The organism is Massilia agri (assembly GCF_024753255.1).
Classification (GTDB): domain Bacteria; phylum Pseudomonadota; class Gammaproteobacteria; order Burkholderiales; family Burkholderiaceae_D; genus Telluria; species Telluria agri.
This window is the reverse complement of record NZ_JANUHA010000002.1, coordinates 50,831-66,969: the sequence shown is the minus strand read 5'-3', so window position 1 is coordinate 66,969 and position 16,139 is coordinate 50,831. Positions and strand designations below refer to the sequence as shown.

12 protein-coding genes are annotated in these 16,139 nt (G+C 68.6%); 10 read left to right on the top strand and 2 right to left on the bottom strand.

All coding sequences use genetic code 11. The features are described 5' to 3' along the window. Window positions 1-39: 39 nt before the first annotated feature. Window positions 40-615 carry a TerD family protein gene (locus NX780_RS03390; protein WP_258826452.1) on the bottom strand — a complete coding sequence of 192 codons (576 nt, stop codon included), beginning with the start codon at window positions 613-615 and terminating at the stop codon, window positions 40-42. 175 nt (window positions 616-790) lie between these two features. Here NX780_RS03390 and NX780_RS03385 point away from each other — a divergent pair, with 175 nt between their 5' ends. The 6 genes from NX780_RS03385 to NX780_RS03360 all read left to right on the top strand — a co-directional run bounded on the left by NX780_RS03385 (window position 791) and on the right by NX780_RS03360 (window position 10,621). After that, the gene (locus NX780_RS03385; protein ID WP_258826451.1) at window positions 791-1,804 is read left to right on the top strand and encodes a LacI family DNA-binding transcriptional regulator; all 1,014 of its coding nucleotides are present in this window, start codon (window positions 791-793) and stop codon (window positions 1,802-1,804) included. A gap of 227 nt (window positions 1,805-2,031) precedes the next feature. Further along, window positions 2,032-4,269, top strand: a complete 2,238-nt coding sequence (locus NX780_RS03380; RefSeq protein WP_258826450.1) for a TonB-dependent receptor — start codon at window positions 2,032-2,034, stop codon at window positions 4,267-4,269. Further along, a complete protein-coding gene (locus NX780_RS03375; RefSeq protein ID WP_258826449.1) occupies window positions 4,269-6,224 on the top strand; it encodes a serine hydrolase domain-containing protein in 1,956 nt (651 codons plus the stop codon). Before NX780_RS03380 ends, NX780_RS03375 begins: the two co-directional genes overlap by 1 nt. Before the next feature lie 17 nt (window positions 6,225-6,241). Next, window positions 6,242-8,317: a serine hydrolase domain-containing protein gene (locus NX780_RS03370; protein ID WP_258826448.1), complete on the top strand. Its 2,076-nt coding sequence runs from the start codon at window positions 6,242-6,244 to the stop codon at window positions 8,315-8,317. Between the two features lie 9 nt (window positions 8,318-8,326). Beyond that, the gene (locus NX780_RS03365; protein WP_258826447.1) at window positions 8,327-9,814 is read left to right on the top strand and encodes a M81 family metallopeptidase; all 1,488 of its coding nucleotides are present in this window, start codon (window positions 8,327-8,329) and stop codon (window positions 9,812-9,814) included. A 78-nt stretch (window positions 9,815-9,892) separates the two neighbouring features. Next, window positions 9,893-10,621: a helix-turn-helix domain-containing protein gene (locus tag NX780_RS03360; protein ID WP_258826446.1), complete on the top strand. Its 729-nt coding sequence runs from the start codon at window positions 9,893-9,895 to the stop codon at window positions 10,619-10,621. A 6-nt stretch (window positions 10,622-10,627) separates the two neighbouring features. Here NX780_RS03360 and NX780_RS03355 read toward each other — a convergent pair whose 3' ends face one another. Then, a complete protein-coding gene (locus NX780_RS03355) occupies window positions 10,628-10,999 on the bottom strand; it encodes a RidA family protein (protein WP_258826445.1) in 372 nt (123 codons plus the stop codon). A 217-nt stretch (window positions 11,000-11,216) separates the two neighbouring features. On the opposite strand from NX780_RS03355, the gene NX780_RS03350 reads away from it, so the two are divergent. Genes NX780_RS03350 through astA form a run of 4 tightly spaced genes read left to right on the top strand, consistent with a single transcriptional unit; the run spans window position 11,217 to window position 16,139 of the window. Further along, complete coding sequence (locus NX780_RS03350; RefSeq protein WP_258826444.1) at window positions 11,217-12,350, top strand: NAD(P)/FAD-dependent oxidoreductase; 1,134 nt, start codon at window positions 11,217-11,219, stop codon at window positions 12,348-12,350. A gap of 8 nt (window positions 12,351-12,358) precedes the next feature. Next, window positions 12,359-13,831 (top strand): M81 family metallopeptidase, encoded by a 1,473-nt coding sequence (locus NX780_RS03345; protein WP_258826443.1) that lies wholly within the window; start codon window positions 12,359-12,361, stop codon window positions 13,829-13,831. Next, window positions 13,824-15,122, top strand: coding sequence for a peptide MFS transporter (locus tag NX780_RS03340; protein WP_258826442.1), 1,299 nt, complete (start codon window positions 13,824-13,826; stop codon window positions 15,120-15,122). The genes NX780_RS03345 and NX780_RS03340 overlap by 8 nt, the downstream gene beginning before the upstream one ends. A gap of 3 nt (window positions 15,123-15,125) precedes the next feature. Further along, window positions 15,126-16,139 carry an arginine N-succinyltransferase gene (astA, locus tag NX780_RS03335; protein WP_258826441.1) on the top strand — a complete coding sequence of 338 codons (1,014 nt, stop codon included), beginning with the start codon at window positions 15,126-15,128 and terminating at the stop codon, window positions 16,137-16,139.

Below are 16,139 nucleotides of genomic sequence, written 5' to 3'. Positions count from 1 at the left end.
GGCGGCTGCCGCCGCCTCTCTTTATTGCTGGGATGCCGCTTAGACGTTCACGCCGAAGGAGCGCGCGAGCGGACCCAGGCCGCCCTTGAAGCCCTGGCCGACGGCGCGGAACTTCCATTCGCCGCTGTGGCGATACAGCTCGCCGAAGATCATCGCGGTTTCCGTCGAGCTGTCCTCGGACAGGTCGTAGCGCGCGATCTCGGCTTCGCCATTCGCGTTCAGGCAGCGGATATAGGCCTTGGCGACCATGCCGAAGTTCTGGCGGCGCGCATCGGCGTCGTGGATGGTGACGCAGAACGACACCTTCTCGACCTCGGCCGGCACGCGCGACAGGTCGACGGCGATCTTCTCGTCGTCGCCATCGCCCTGGCCGGTGGTGTTGTCGCCGGCGTGGACCACCGAGCCGTCGCTCGATTTCAGGTTGTTATAGAAGATGAAGTCGGTGTCGCTGCGCACCTTGGCGTCGGCCTTCAGCAGGAAGGCGCTGCCGTCGAGGTCGAAAGCGGCGCCGTCGGTCGAGCGCGGATCCCAGCCCAGGCCGATGATGACCTTGGTCAGGCCCGGTGCTTCCTTGCTCAGGTTGACGTTGCCGCCTTTTTGCAGACTGATTGCCATACATGCTCCTTTGTCGTGTCGGGGTGGATCGGCCATCGATTTTTAGCGCCCAATATAGGCGGTAATTGTCCGATTGTACACGGGCACGAATTCACAATGCTGCCCCGTGTGATGTCCATACGCCATTGGCGGTTCCGACACATTCCGGTCATAATCCGGGCCGGAAGGAGACAGGATGGCAACAATGAAGCAGGTGGCGGAGCGGGCCGGCGTATCGACCTCGACCGTCTCGCACGTGATCAACAAGACGCGGGCGGTGAGCGAGGACGTGCGCGAGCGCGTGCTGGCGGTCATCGGCGAGATGGGCTACATCCCGAACGCGATGGCGCGCAGCCTCAAGAACGACAAGACCCGTACCATCGGCGTCTCCGTGCCGGACAACACCCATGCGGCCATGGCCGAGCTCCTGCGCGGCATCGAGGACGCCGCCTTCGCGGTGGGCTACAACATCATGCTGTGCAACGGCTACGAGGACCCGCAGCGCCAGGCGGCCCACCTGCGTTCGCTGATCGAGAAGCGCATCGACGGCCTGGTGCTGGTGGCCGGCGCCGCCCGCGCCAACGAGGAGCTGGCCGCCTTGCTGTCGAGCGGGCGCGTGCCGGTGGTGCTGGCCGACCATGCCGTCGCCGGCGTCGACACCGACTTCATCGGCCTGGACCACGAGGCGACCGGCTACCTCGCCACCCGCCACCTGCTCGAGCTGGGGCACCGCCGCATCGCCTGCGTCGCGGGCCCCGCACACGAGCCGGCCGGCTCGGCGCGCCTGGCCGGATGCCGCAGGGCGCTGGCCGAGGCCGGGCTCGCGCTCGATCCCAAGCTGCTGGTGCATGGCAGCGCCGACTGCCAGGGCGGCCACGATGCCGCGCGCCGCCTGCTCGGCCTGGACGCGCCGCCCAGCGCGCTGTTCGCCTGCAACGACCTGATGGCCCTGGGCGCCCTGTGCGCCGCGCGCGAGGCCGGCGTCGCGGTTCCCGCCGCGCTGTCGGTGGCCGGCGGCGACGACCTGGGCGTGGCGGCCTTCGCGACCCCCCGCCTCACCACCGTCGCGCAGCCCAGCCATGAGATGGGGCGCCGGCTGACCGAGCTGCTGCTGCAGCGCATCCAGGGCGACCCGGCTCCGCGCCACCAGACGCGCCTGGGAGGGCAGCTCGTCGTGCGCCATTCCACCGCGGCGCCGCAAGCGCGCTGACGTTCCGCATCTTTCCCACCTGCGCCGGCCCTGTGCCGGCCATCCCTCTCCTCCTCCTCCCTGCTTCCCGCCGCCACGCGCGCGGACAGCGTCTTCTCCTGCAGCGCACAACAAAATTTTCCACAACAGAAAACAACGAACATAATTTTCTGATTGTTTAATATTCAGAAAATAATGTAGTATTTTGAAAAGCGTATTGACCGCGGTTCCATCACCAGGAGTGCATCATGTACCGAAGCGTTTCGCAGCTGTCGAATACCACAACAAGCGACTTCCCGCGCCGCAAGGCGGTTTCCCTCGCCGTCGCTTCCCTCCTGTCCCTGGCCTGCGCCCAGGCCGCGGCCCAGACCGGGCAGGCGGCCGATCCGGGGTCCGGTCCGGCCGCCGACACCGACAGCAAGACCGAAGTCGTCACCGTAACCGCCACCCGGCGCCGCGAGCCGATCCGCGACGTGCCGCTGCGCGTCGAGACCATCAGCACCGAATCCCTCGAGCGCTCCGGCGCCGCCTCGCTGACCGACTACGTGGGCTCGCTCCCGGGCGTGCACGTGGAAAGCGATGGCGGACCGGGGCGTGGCCAGGTGAGCATCCGCGGCGTGACGGTGGGCAGCCTGAGCGCGCCGACCGTCGGCATCTATATCGACGACACGCCCTTCGGCTCCAGCACGGGCTTCGTCGGCGAAGCGGTATCGGCGCTGGACCTGTCGCTGCTCGACCTGCACCACGTCGAGCTGCTGCGCGGCCCCCAGGGCACGCTGTACGGCGCCGGCGCGATGGGCGGCCTGCTCAAGTACGTGACCAACGACCCCGATCCGAGCGGCCTGTCGGGCAAGGCCGGCCTGGCGGTGCGCCAGAGCCGCAAGGGCGCGCTCGGGCACACCGAACACGCGGTCATCAACGCGCCCCTGAGCGAAGGCGTGGCGGCCTTGCGGGTGGCCGCCTTCAACGAACATGACGGCGGCTTCCTGCGCGCCATCGGCCCGGCGGCGGGCAAGCACGTCAACGACGGCGACACGCGCGGCATGCGCCTGTCGGTGCTGATCGACCCGAGTTCGAAGCTGCGCATGCGCCTGACCGCCACCCAGCAGGACATCGAGCGCGACGGCACCGTCATCGCCCAGTACGACGCCCGCACCGGCCAGCCACTGCACGGCGAGCTGACCCAGTTCCTCTACCGCCCCGAACCCTACAGCATCCGCACCGGCGTGCTGTCCGGGACCGTCGAATACGAGATGGGCTGGGCGCGCCTGAACGTGATCGCCTCCAGCCAGCGCTTCAAGGCGAAGACGGCGCTCGACGCCACCGAGATCGTGGGGGCGGCCGGCATCGACTTCGCGGGTCTCGACAATGACACCGACCTGCGCAAGCGCACCGCGGAAGTGCGCCTGACCTCGAGCCGCGGTCCGGTCGAATGGCTGCTGGGCTTCTACCACAACAAGGAAACCGGCAACCGCTACCAGCGCCTGTGGGCCCAGCTGCCGGATAGTTCGCAGATGGACTTCGTCACCTCGGGCCAGCCCTCGCGTTTCCAGGAGAACGCCTTGTACGGCGACATCACCTGGAACCCTTCTGCCGCCTGGTCCTTCACGCTCGGCGCCCGCAATGCGCGCAACCGCCAGGTCTACGGCACCGTCACCAATGGCGTGAAAGACTTCGAATCCGGCGGCAAGGAAGGGTCGAAGACCTACCTGGCGACAGCGCGCTACTCGATCGACAAGTCCAGCAGCGTCTACTTCCGCGCCGCCAGCGGCTACCGTCCGGGCGGACCGAATCCGCCGGCGCTCGACCAGGACGGGTCGATCGTCCCGGGCGCGCCGCTGACCTTCGAAGCCGACAAGCTGTGGAGCTATGAAGTCGGCTACAAGGCCGACCTGCTGGACCGGCGCCTGTTCCTCGAGCTTGCGCTGTTCGACATCCGCTGGGACAAGCTGCAGCAGCCGGTCGCTTTCGGGGTGACCACGCTGACCGGAAATGCCGGCGAGGCCGAATCGAAGGGCCTGGAGCTGGCCCTGCGCTACAAGGTGAACGAGCGATTCAGCCTGGATGGGAGCCTGGCCTGGACCGACGCCAAGCTGACCGAAGACGCGCCCGCCCTGGGCCAGGCCGGCATGCGCCTGCCGAACACCGCCAGGTTCTCGGCGTCCGTGAACGGCCGCTACGACTTCGAATTGAACGGCAAGCGCGCCTGGGCGGGGCTCGGCGTGCGCCACGTCGGCCAGCGCAATGCGGGCTTCGATACGCCCACCAGCTCGGTGCCGTATTTCAGCATCCCGGGCTATACGGTCGCGGATGCGCAGCTGGGCGTGGACATCGACGGCTGGGAGCTCGGGGCGTTTGTCCGTAACCTGACGGACAAGCGCGCCCTGAGCGGCGCCGACACCGCGCTGACCTCGTTCGGCGGCCCCTTGCGTGCGACGCCGATGCAGCCGCGCACCGTCGGCCTGAGCGTGGCGAGGAGCTTCTGATGCGCCGCCCATCGCTCGCTGCCCTCGCGCTTGGATTCGTACTGGTCCTCGGCCGGCTGCTGCCGGCCCATGCCCAGGCTCCCGGCCCGGTCCCGGCTTCCCCCGCGGCCCCTGCGCCGGCCGCGGTGCCGGTGACGCCGGCCGCCACGCCGGTCCTGAACGCATCCGACCTCGAGACCTGGCTGGACGGCATGATGCCGAGCGCCCTGCGCACCACCGGCGTTCCCGGTGCGGTAGTAGTGGTGGTCAAGGACGGCAAGCCCCTGCTCCAGAAAGGCTATGGCTACGCCGACTGGGAAAAGGCGCTGCCGGTCGACCCCGCGCGCACCCTGTTCCGGCCCGGATCGATTTCCAAGCTGTTCACCTGGACCGCCGTGATGCAGCTGGTCGAGCAGGGCAAGCTCGATCTCGACGCGGACGTCAACCGCTACCTCGATTTCACCGTCCCGGGCCGCAACGGCAAGGCCCTCACGCTGCGCCACGTGCTGACCCACACGACCGGCCTGGAAGAGGCGGGCCGCGGCCTGATCGTCTACGGCGACCATACTCCGGACAACGGCGCGGTCCTGAAGAGCTACATTCCGCCCTACCTGTACGATCCCGGCACCACCCAGGGCTATTCGAACTGGGCCACGGCGCTGGCCGGCTACATCGTGCAGCGCACCAGCGGCCTGTCTTTCGACGACTACATCGAGCAGCGCATCTTCACGCCGCTGGGCATGACGCAGTCGACCTTCCGCCAGCCCTTGCCCGCGGCGTTGCGCGGCCAGATGTCGCAGGGTTACCTCAGCGTCGACGAACCGGCCAAGGGTTTCGAGATCGTCAGCCTGCCGCCGGCCGGCAGCATGTCGGCGCCCGGCAGCGACATGGCGCGCTTCATGCTGGCCATCCTCGGCGGGGGCGAGCTGGACGGCAAGCGCATCCTGAAACCCGAGACCGTGACGCTGATGCAGACGCAGATCACGCGCGGCATGCCGGACCTGAACGGCATCGGCCTGGGCTTCTACCAGCAGGACGTCAACGGCCGCCGCGCCGTCGGCCACGGCGGCGACACCATCCTCTTCCACTCCGACATGATCCTGCTGCCGGACGAGAACATCGGCATCTACGTCTCGGTGAACGCACCCGGGCGCCACGCCCTCGGCCAGTGGATCCGCGAACGCCTCTATCACGGTTTTGCCGACCGCTACCTGCCCGATCCCCGTCCCGCCGTCACTTCGAGCGTGGACCGGGCCACCGCCGAAGCGCATGCGAAGATGCTGGCCGGCGCATACCGCAACAGCCGGCGCGAGGATTCGACCTTCCTGTCCATCATGCAGCTGTTCAGCCCCTTGAAGATCGAAGCCCTGGAGGGCGGCCGGGTGGCGATCGACATCGCCGGCAGCCGCAACGTGTTCCGCGAAGTGAAGCCCTTCCTGTGGCAGGAGGAGAACGGCAAGCGGCGCCTGCAGGCGATCGTCGAGAACGGCGCGGTCAAGCGCTGGGGACTGGAGCCCTTCGTGTTCGCTTTCATCTTCGAGCCGGTGCCCTTCATGGCGAGCGGCACGATGCTCGCGCTGCTGCTGGCTTCTCTGGTGCTGGTGCTGGGCACGGTGCTGGCCTGGCCGCTGGTGGCGCGGCTGCGCCGCCGCCACGGCTTGCCGGCGCCGGCGCGCTCGCTGACCTGGCTGCGCCTGGCCTGCTGCCTGGTTCTCGTCAGCGTGCTGCTGTGGACCGTGGTCTTCGTCCGGATGAACGACAGCGACCCGAGCGCCTTCGTGGTCATGGCGCAGCTGGCAAGCTGGCTGGCCTTCCTCGGCGGTCTCGGCGTGGCCCTGTGGCATGCGCGCACGGTGTTCGCAGCCGGGGGAAGGAAGGGCGCGCTGGCGCTGCCCGTCCTGTGGATACTGTGCTTCCTGGCCCTGACGGCGGTGGGCTTCCATCACCATCTGCTGAGCTTCAACCCCAACTACTAAGTCCCCCAAGGAGTCCGATGAAAGCGCGCACCCACCTCTTGTCACTCCTCGCAGCCGCCACCCTCGGCCTGCTGCCTTCGCTGGCGGCAGGCCAGGGCCAGAAGTCGCCCGCCGACCTGGCGCCCACTCCAAAGCAGCAGCAGACGCCAAAGGAAAAGGCCGAGGCGGCGCTGGAGAAGAGCCGCAGCGCCGACCCCCGGGTGCCGGAAGCGCCGCGCGCGGCAGCGAACGGCGCTGCCGCAGGGAGCGCGCATGCGCTGGACGCCACCGACCTGTCGGCCTGGCTCGACGGCCGCGTCCCGTACGCGCTCAAGAGTGGCGAGATCGCCGGCATGGTGATCAGCGTGGTCAAGGACGGCAAGGTGCTGCTGCAGAAGGGCTACGGCCTGGCCGACGTCGAGGCCAAGGTTGCGATGGACCCGGCCACCACCCTGGTGCGCCCGGGCTCGACCTCCAAGCCGTTCACCTGGACCGCCGTCATGCAGCTGGTCCAGCAAGGGAAAATCGACCTGGATCGCAACGTCAACGACTACCTGGATTTCAAGATCGAGGAAGCCTACGGCAAGCCGATCACCATGCGCGACCTGATGAACCACCGCGCCGGCTTCGAGGAGGGCCTGAAGGACCTGCTGGGTTACGACCCGGCCCTGGCCCAGACCACCGAACGCTACCTGAAGGAGCATCCGCGGCCCATGCTGTTCGCGCCCGGCGAGGCGCCCGGCTATTCGAACTATGGCGTGGCGCTGGCCGGCTACATCGTGCAGCGGGTCTCGGGGCTGCCCTTCGAGACCTACGTCCAGCAGCACATCTTCAAACCGCTCGGCATGAACCACTCGACCTTCGTCCAGCCGCTGCCGAAAGGCTTCCCGGGCTTCCTGTCGAAGGGCTACGACACCATCAACGAACCGCCGTCGCCCTTCGAGCTGGTGATCACGGCGCCGGCCGGCTCGCTCACCACGACGGCCGCCGACATGAGCCGCTTCATGCTGGCCCACCTGGGACAGGGCAGCGTGGACGGCGCCAGCATCCTCGAACCCGCAACGGTCGCGCGCATGCACAGCCCCAGCTACCGGCACAAGGACCTGCCGGGCTTCGGCACCATGGCCCACGGCTTCTTCCACGTGCGGCACAACGGGCGCCTGCTCATCGGCCACGGCGGCGACACCATCGTCTACCACACCGAGATGAACCTGCTGCCAGAGGAAAACGTCGGCATCTTCTTTACCTTCAACAGTCGCGGCAAGGACAGCGCCGTGTATGGCGCGCGCAAGGAGCTGATGGACGGCTTCATGGACCGCTACTTCCCGGCGCCTCCAGCGGCCGAGCAGCCGACCCTGGCCACGGCGCAGGCGGACGCGCAAAAGATCGCCGGACGCTACCAGAGCTCGCGCCGGGTCGATCACGGCTTCCTGCGCTTCTTCTACCTGCTGCAGCAGACCGTCATCACGGCCAACCCGGACGGGACGATTGCCGTGCCGGACGGCCTTGGCGAGATGGGCACCTACCGCGAAGTCGGCCCGCAGCTGTGGCGCAAGGTGGGGGGCAGCCAGATGATGGCGCTCAGGGAAATCAATGGCGTCAAGACCGTGATCGACAGCGACAACCCGGTCGCGGTGCTGCAGGAAGCGAGCTTCCTGAACTCGGCGCCGCTCAATGTCAGCATCCTGCTGCTGTCCTTCCTGGTGCTCACGCTCGCCCTGGTGGCCTGGCCGGTGGGGGCCCTGCTGCGCCGCGCCGACCGCGCGACGAGCGGCGCCTCGCCCGAGCTGCGGCGCCTGCGGCGCTTCCAGCGCGGGGCGGTGCTGGTGTCCCTGGTCTACATCGCCGCCTGGTTCATCCTGATCAAGCCGGTCCTGAGCACCGACGTCGCCGTCTACCACAGCGGCATCGACTGGCTCGTCGGCCTGCTGGAAGCGAGCGGCCTGCTGGCCATCGGCGCTGCCGTGGTGGGCGTGTGGGTGGCGTGGCGCATGCGCCGCACGGATGCATCGCGCCTGACCCGGATCTGGGCGGTGCTGGTGGCGCTCGGCCTGCTGGGCGTGGTGTGGCTCGGCCTGGTCGGCCACCTGATCACCTGGAACCTGAACTACTGAGCCGTGCGCATGCGCTTCTTCATCGCCCACCTGGCCACCGAGACCAATACCTTCGCCGCGGCGCCGACCGGGCTGGGCGACTTCGAGGAAATCGGCATCTTTCACGGTGACGCCAGCCGGCGCGATCCGGAAGGCGCGGGCGCGTTTCTCCGCTACCTGCGCGATCTGGTCGAAGGCGAGGGCGGGGAAGTGGTGGAGAGCCTGTGCACGCTGGCCCAGCCTGGCGGGCGCACGGTGCGCCATGTGTACGAGGCGCTGCGCGACGAGATCCTGGCGGACCTGCGCGCGGCCCTGCCGGTCGACGCCGTGCAGCTGCTGCTGCACGGGGCGATGGCGGCCGAAGGCATCGACGACTGCGAGGGCGACCTGGCCGCCGCGATCCGCGCGGTCGTCGGCCCGGGCGTGCCGATCGGGCTCGAGCTCGACCTGCACTGCCACTTCACGGAACAGATGCGCGGCGCCGCCGACGTCATCGTCGCCTTCAAGGAATATCCGCACATCGATACCGATGCGCGCGGCGAAGAGCTGTACCGCATTCTCAAGGATGCCGCGCTCGGCAAGGTGCGCCCCGTCACCGCCGTCTTCGATTGCCGGATGGTGGGCCTGTGGCACACGACCCGCGAGCCGATGCAGGGTTTTGTCAGGCGCATGCAGGCGGTGGAGCGCGAGCCGGGTGTGCTGTCGGTCTCGCTCGGCCATGGCTTCCCCTGGGGCGACGTACCGGAGGCGGGCGCAAAGCTGTGGGTGGTCACCGACAACGATCCGGCCCTGGCGCAGGCCATGGCGCGGCAGCTCGGCCGGGAGTTCTGGGCGCTGCGCGAGCGCATCGGCGCGAGCGTGTGCGGCATCGACGAGGCGCTCGATGCGGCCTTCGAGTCCGGTTTCGGCGCCGCGGAGCCGAAGGGGCCGGCCGTGCTGGCGGACGTCGCCGACAACCCGGGGGGCGGTGCGGCCGGCGACAGCACCTTCATCCTGCGCCGCCTGGTCGAGCGCCGGGTCGCGAACAGCGCCGTCGGCGCGATCTGGGACCTGGGCGCGGTCCACATCTGCAAGGCCGCCGGCGTCGGCGCCCAGCTCGACCTGCGCATCGGCGGCAAATGCGGTCCCGCCTCGGGCCTGCCGGTCGACCTGCGCGTGACCGTGCGCGCCATCGTGCCGAACCACAGCCAGAGCGCGCTCGGCACGCGCGAGCGCCTGGGCGACTGCGCCTGGGTCGAGGCGGCGGGCGGCCTGCACATCCTCCTGTGCTCGGTGCGCACCCAGACCTATGGGCTGGACGCCTTCACCGGCGCGGGGATCTCCTTGGTCGACAAGGCCATCGTGGTGGTGAAGTCGACACAGCATTTCCACGCCGAATTCGCGCCGATCGCACGCAAGGTCCTCTACGTGAGCACGCCCGGCGCGATGAGCTTCGGCTTCGCCGCCATCCCCTATCGCCTGCGCTCGCTTGCATACTGGCCGCGGGTGCCCGATCCGCACGGTGCGCAGCAGATTTAGCGTTCCGGAAAATCGGCGTGTCGCGTTTTCAATCGTGGCAAGGCCGCACTATAATGGCGCATCATACGAGGACAGGGCATGGCAACCAAACGCGCGATCAATCACGGACCGGACGGCAACCTGGGCGAGTCGCTGCGGCGCATCCGCAAGGAACGCGGCATGACGCTGATCGAGGCTGGCGAGAAGAGCGGCATGCCGATGTCCACCATCTCCAAGATCGAGAACAACAAGATGTCGCTCAGCTACGACAAGCTGCTGCGCATCTGCAATGCCCTGGAAATCGACATCTCGGAGCTGTTCAGCGGCAGCCCCACGGTGGAGAAGGCGCCGGCGCCGGTCTCCAGCGGACGGCGCAGCATCAACCGGCGCGGGACCGGCTACGTCATCAACACCCCGAACTATTCCCACCTGTATCCGGCGGCCGACCTGCTGAACAAGCGCTCGGTGCCGATCTTCGCCGAGATCCACGCGCGCTCGCTGGCCGAATTCGGCGAGCTGATCCGCCATCCCGGCGAGGAATTCGCCCTGGTGCTGGAAGGCGCGGTCGACCTCTACACCGACCTCTACGCCCCGGTGCGCCTGGAAACGGGCGACTCCATCTACTTCGACAGCGGCATGGCGCATGCCTATATCGCGGTGGGGGAGGGGACCTGCCGCGTGCTGTCGGTGTGCACCTCCGACGAGCCGAGTTCGGAAGGCACCTTTGCTTCCCTGATCGAGCCGGCGCCGGATACCGTGCCTGACAGCGCGCCTGCGCCGGCTGCCAAGCCGGCGGCGAAGACAGCCTCCAGGAAGCCGAAGAAATAAGCCCGCTTACGGCGCGTACGCCGTCACCTCGATCTCGACGTCCACGTCGAAGGCCAGCTTCGCCTGCACCGTCGACCTGGCGGGCAGGTGCGGCGCCTTGAAATAGCCGGCATAGACCTCGTTGAAGCGCGCGAACAGCGCCAGGTCGGACAGCCATACCGTCACCCGCACCACATCGTCCAGGCGGCACGCGTGCTGCGCCAGCGTCGCCGCGATGCGCTCGATGACGCTCGCGGTCTGTTCCTCGATCGTTCCGCGCAAGGGAGCGCCGTCCCCGCCCAGGGGGATCTGCCCGGACAGCATCAGGAATCCGCCCGCGCGGACCGCTTTCGAGAAGGGCAGCGGCAGTTCGCTGGGCGTGCGTTCGATTCCGGGCATGGTGTTCTCCTTCGTTTCGCGTCAGTAGAAATTTTCTGATTCAGAAATAAAAATCATTATCACCAGCTCTGCAGGCGCCGTCAATCGTTGCGTGGCTGCGCCGGATTGTTTCAGAAAATGCTTGCGCAGGCGTTCGGCGTCGCATATCTTTCAGGTATAGAAGAATTTTCTTTTTCTGAAAATTATGGAATCGGCGAAAGGCGGGCAAGTGGATCGTATGGGGCATGACACTGCGGATTTCATCGTGATCGGCGCCGGCATCGGCGGCGCGTCGGTCGCCTACTGGCTCTCGCGCCGTGCGCGCGTCATCGTGCTGGAGGCCGAGTCGCAGCCCGGCTACCACAGCACCGGGCGCTCGGCCGCGCTGTTCATGGAAAGCTACGGACCGGACCAGGTCCGCGCGCTGACCCGCGCCAGCCTCGACTTCTTCCGCAATCCGCCGGCCGGCTTCACCGGGCATCCCCTCCTGACGCCGCGCGGCGCATTCGTGTTTGGCACGCCGGGCCAGGAAGCGCTGCTCGATGCCCACGAAACGCTGGTGCGCGCCACCTCATCGCCGGTGGAGCGCCTCGACGTGCAGGCCGCCCTCGAACTGGTGCCGGTCCTGCGCGCGGACCAGCTGATCGGCGGGGTGCTGGAACAGGATGCGGCGGACATCGACGTCGACGCCCTGCTGCAGGGCTTCCTGCGCGGCGCGCGCGCCAACGGCGGGCTTACCGTCTACGACGCCGCAGCGCGTGCGGTGCGGCGCGTCGACGGCCTGTGGGAAGTGACGACCCGCGCGGGAACCTTCCGCGCGCCGGTGGTGGTGAACGCGGCCGGCGCCTGGGCCGACGAGGTCGCGCGCCTGGCCGGCGCCGACCCCGTGGGCCTGGTGCCGAAGCGCCGCTCGGCCTTCATCTTCGCCCCGCCCGAAGGCATCGCGACGCAGGACTGGCCGCTCTTCCTCGACGTGACGGAATCCTTCTATATCAAGCCCGACGCCGGCATGCTGCTCGGCTCCCCCGTGAATGCCGATCCGGTGGCGCCGCACGACGTGCAGGCCGAGGAACTCGACGTCGCGATCGCCATCGACAACATCGAGCGCCTGACCACCCTGCGCATCCGGCGTCCGACCCACACCTGGGCCGGCCTGCGCAGCTTCGTCGCGGACGGCGAGCTTGTCGGGGGTTTCGATCCGAAGCTGCCGGGATTCTTCTGGGCCGCGGGGCAGGGCGGCTACGGCATCCAGTCGGCGCCCGGCGCGGGACGCTATTATGCGTCGCTGCTGCTGGGCGAAGGGCCGGCGCCGGAGCTGGCATCGTTCGGCTTCGACCCCGCCCGTATCAGCCCCGCGCGTTTCCAGACCTGAGGACTGCCATGCACATCTTCCTTGCCGCGCTCGCCCACGAAACCAACAGCTTCTCGCCGATCCCGACCACGCTGCGTTCCTTCGAAGAGGGCATCCTGGTGCGGCCGGGCGCGGATGCGGCGGCCCAGGCCCTGGCCCATGGCTTTCCCGGCTATGGCTTCCTGCTCGAGGTGGCGCGGGAACACGGCGACAGGGTCACGCAAGGCCTGTGCGCCTGGGCCCAGCCGGGCGGGCCGGTGGCGCGCCAGGTGTATGAAGGCTTGCGCGACGAGCTGCTCGGGCAACTGGCGGCCGCCGGTCCGGTCGATGCGGTGTTCCTGGTGCTGCACGGCGCCATGATCGCCCAGGGCTGCCAGGATTGCGAAGGCGACCTGCTCGAACGCGTGCGCGCCGCGGTGGGGCCCGGCGTCCCGGTCGGCGCCTTGCTCGACCTGCACGCGACCGTGACGCCGCGCATGACGGACAGCGGCGCGGTGCTCGTCGCCTGCAAGGAGTATCCGCACACCGACTACCTGGCGCGCACCCGCGAACTGCATGCGATCCTGTCCGGCATGGCCGGAGGCGGATGCCGGCCCGACACCCTGCTGCGCCGGGTGCCGATGCTGGGCCTGTTCGGCACGGGCGAAGCGCCGATGCGCGCGCTGCTCGAGCGGGTGCGGGAGGAGGAGGCCCAGGACGGCATCCTGTCGATTTCGCTGATCCACGGCTTTCCCTGGTCCGACACCGCCGAGACCGGCGCCGCGGTGCTGGTGGTGTTCGAAAGCGGCGCGCGCGAAAGGGCGGACACAATCGCGGCCCAGCTGGCGCATGCCTTCTACGCGCTGCGCAATCTCGGGGCGCGCTCGATGCTGGCGCTCGACGAGGCCGTGGACGCGGCGCTGGCCCCGAGCGCGGGCCTGGTGGTGATGGCCGACAGCTCCGACAACCCCGGCGGCGGCGCGGCCTGCGACAGCACCTTCGTGCTGCGCGCACTGCTCGAGCGCGGCGCCCGCGACGTCGCCCTGGGCATGCTCTGGGATCCGCTGGCCGTGCAGCTGGCCATGGATGCCGGCGTCGGCGCCGTGCTGCCCCTGCGCATCGGCGGCAAGGTCGGCCCGGGTTCCGGCCAGCCGGTCGACCTGCTGGCGACCGTGACGGCGGTGCGGCGCGACGCGCGCCAGCACGGGCTGGCCGGCAAGTACACGGAAAGCCTGGGCGACGCGGTGGCGATCCGAGCGCTGGGCATCGACATCGTCCTGAACACCCGGCGCCAGCAGGTATTCTCGCCCGAATGCTTCACCGAGCTGGGCATCGACCTTTCCACCAAGCGCCTGGCGGTGGTGAAGTCGACCCGGCACTTCCGCGCCTGCTTCGACCCGATCGCGCATGAGACGATCATCTGCGACGCCCCCGGCGCCCTGCACAGCGACCTGGCGCGCCTGCCTTACGTGCACCTGCAACGGCCCATGTGGCCACTCGACGAGGAGACCGGCCATGCGTGACACCGCCACCTGGTTCGGCCAGCCGCGGGGCCTGACCATCCTGTTCCTGACCGAGATGTGGGAGAAGTTCTCCTTCTTCGGCATGCGCGCCCTGCAGATCTACTACATGACCAAGGAGCTGCAGTACACCCAGGCTTCCGCCTCCCTGGTCTTCGGCGCCTATGCGGCGGGCGTGTATCTCACGCCGATCTTCGGCGGCATGATCGCCGACCGCTGGCTGGGCCGCAGGCCGGCCGTGGTGATCGGTGGCCTGCTCATGGCGCTGGGCCACTTCATGATGGCCTTCGAGGCGCTGTTCTTCCCGGCGATGGCCGTGATCGCGATCGGCAATGGCCTGTTCCTGCCGAACTTGCCGAGCCAGGTCACCCTGCTGTACCCGAAGGACGACCCGCGCGCCGGCGCCGCCTTCAACGTCTATTACGTCGGCATCAACCTGGGCGCATTCCTGGCGCCGCTGGTCTGCGGCACCCTGGGGGAGGTCTATGGCTGGCACTATGGCTTCGGCGCCGCCGGCATCGGCATGTGCCTGGGCCTCCTCGTCTATCTCTGGGGCGGCAGGTACCTGCCGCCGGAAGCCTCGAAACCGGGCGGCCGCCCCGGGGCCATCGATTCGAACGAGGGCATGTCGAACGTGCCGCTGCTGGTGGGCGTGGCGCTGGCCGTGATGCTGTTCCGGATCGCCTACGAGCAGACCGGCAATACCTTCGCGGTATGGTCCGATGCGGCGGTCGAGCGCACGGCCTTCGGCATGACGATTCCCGTGACCTGGTTCCAGTCGCTCAATCCGATGTTCGTGTTCCTGTTCAGCCCTTTGCTGGTGCGCATGTGGAATGCCCGCGCCGCCCGTGGCCACGCCACGCCCGCCTTGAAGCGGATGGGGCAGGGGGCGCTCGGCATCGGCATCTCCTATGCCCTGCTGGCGGGCCTGATCGTGCTGACGGCCGGCGCCGGCTTCGCGATCGGCTGGCCCTGGATGGTGCTGTTCTTCGCCATCTTTACCCTGGCCGAGCTGTACATCCTGCCGGTTGGCCTGGGCCTGTTCGCCACCCTGGCGCCGAAGCGCTTCGCCGCCACCACCGTGGCCGCCTGGTTCTTCTGCTCCTTCACCGGCAACCTGCTCTCGGGCGTGATCGGCGCCACCTGGGAGACCATGCGCCCCGAAGGCTTCTTCCTGATGATGGCGGCGATCGCCGGGGTGTCCGGCCTGATCCTGTTCGGCATCCACCGCAGGCACCAGGAAAAGCTGGCCTTGCCCGACGTGGCCATCCCTCCGGTGGAGAAGGCCTTGTAGACCATGCTCGTCCTGCGCAACGCACTGGAAACCGATCTCGATGCCGTCCTCGACCTGGCGAAGGGCATCGGACCCGGCATGACGACGTTGAAGGCCGACCGCGGCGCCCTGGGCGAGCGCCTGGCCGTGGCGGCCGCCTCCTTTGCCGGCGAGGCCGCGCAGGAAGATGCCGACTATCTGTTCGTGCTGGAAGACCTGGCAAGTGGCCGGGTATGCGGCGTGTCCGCCATCAAGGCCGCGGTCGGCGTCAAGGAGCCCTTCTATAACTACCGGATCGCCACCAGCGTGCATGCCAGTCCCACCACCGGCCTGGTGAACCGGGTGCAGTCGCTGCACCTGAGCCACGACCTGTCGGGCGCGGCCGAACTGTGCTCGCTCTACCTGCATCCGGACTACCGCAGCGGCAGCAACGGCAAGCTGCTGTCGAAAGGCCGCCTGCTGTTCATGGCCCAGTTCCCGCGGCTCTTCGGCGCCAAGGTCTTCGCCGAGATGCGCGGCTTCCAGGACGAGCACGGCTCCTCGCCCTTTTGGGAAGCCGTGGGCCGGCCCTTCTTCCACATGGATTTCCACGAAGCCGACGATTTGTGCGGCAAGGGCGACCGCCTCTTCATCGAGCACCTGGTGCCGCGCCTGCCTCTCTACACCCACCTGCTGGGAGAGCAGGCCAGGGCGGCGATCGGCACGACCCACGCCGATACGGCGCCGGCGCGGCGCCTGCTGGAACAGGAAGGGCTGCGCTTCGACGGCTATATCGACATCTTCGACGGTGGCCCGGTCCTGCAAGCCAACCTGCACGACCTGCGTGCGCTACGCGACAGCCGCCTGGCGCCCGCCAGAGCGGACAAGCCGCAGCGCGCCGTGGCGACCCTGGCAGCCTGCACGCAGCGCCACCGCTTCCGGGTCCTGGTCGCGGACACCGACCCGGAGGCGCATGTCGTGGCGCTGCCGCAGGCGGCCCTGGATGCGTTGGGCTGCGATGCAGGCAGCCCGCTGCGCATCCTGCCGCTGGCGCCCTGA

What these genes read in the sequence shown, in the direction of transcription:
- NX780_RS03390 (WP_258826452.1), bottom strand. Translation starts at nt 615, where the DNA reads ATGGCAATCAGTCTGCAAAAAGGCGGCAACGTCAACCTGAGCAAGGAA.
- NX780_RS03385 (WP_258826451.1), top strand. Translation starts at nt 791, where the DNA reads ATGGCAACAATGAAGCAGGTGGCGGAGCGGGCCGGCGTATCGACCTCG.
- NX780_RS03380 (WP_258826450.1), top strand. Translation starts at nt 2,032, where the DNA reads ATGTACCGAAGCGTTTCGCAGCTGTCGAATACCACAACAAGCGACTTC.
- NX780_RS03375 (WP_258826449.1), top strand. Translation starts at nt 4,269, where the DNA reads ATGCGCCGCCCATCGCTCGCTGCCCTCGCGCTTGGATTCGTACTGGTC.
- NX780_RS03370 (WP_258826448.1), top strand. Translation starts at nt 6,242, where the DNA reads ATGAAAGCGCGCACCCACCTCTTGTCACTCCTCGCAGCCGCCACCCTC.
- NX780_RS03365 (WP_258826447.1), top strand. Translation starts at nt 8,327, where the DNA reads ATGCGCTTCTTCATCGCCCACCTGGCCACCGAGACCAATACCTTCGCC.
- NX780_RS03360 (WP_258826446.1), top strand. Translation starts at nt 9,893, where the DNA reads ATGGCAACCAAACGCGCGATCAATCACGGACCGGACGGCAACCTGGGC.
- NX780_RS03355 (WP_258826445.1), bottom strand. Translation starts at nt 10,999, where the DNA reads ATGCCCGGAATCGAACGCACGCCCAGCGAACTGCCGCTGCCCTTCTCG.
- NX780_RS03350 (WP_258826444.1), top strand. Translation starts at nt 11,217, where the DNA reads ATGGGGCATGACACTGCGGATTTCATCGTGATCGGCGCCGGCATCGGC.
- NX780_RS03345 (WP_258826443.1), top strand. Translation starts at nt 12,359, where the DNA reads ATGCACATCTTCCTTGCCGCGCTCGCCCACGAAACCAACAGCTTCTCG.
- NX780_RS03340 (WP_258826442.1), top strand. Translation starts at nt 13,824, where the DNA reads ATGCGTGACACCGCCACCTGGTTCGGCCAGCCGCGGGGCCTGACCATC.
- astA (WP_258826441.1), top strand. Translation starts at nt 15,126, where the DNA reads ATGCTCGTCCTGCGCAACGCACTGGAAACCGATCTCGATGCCGTCCTC.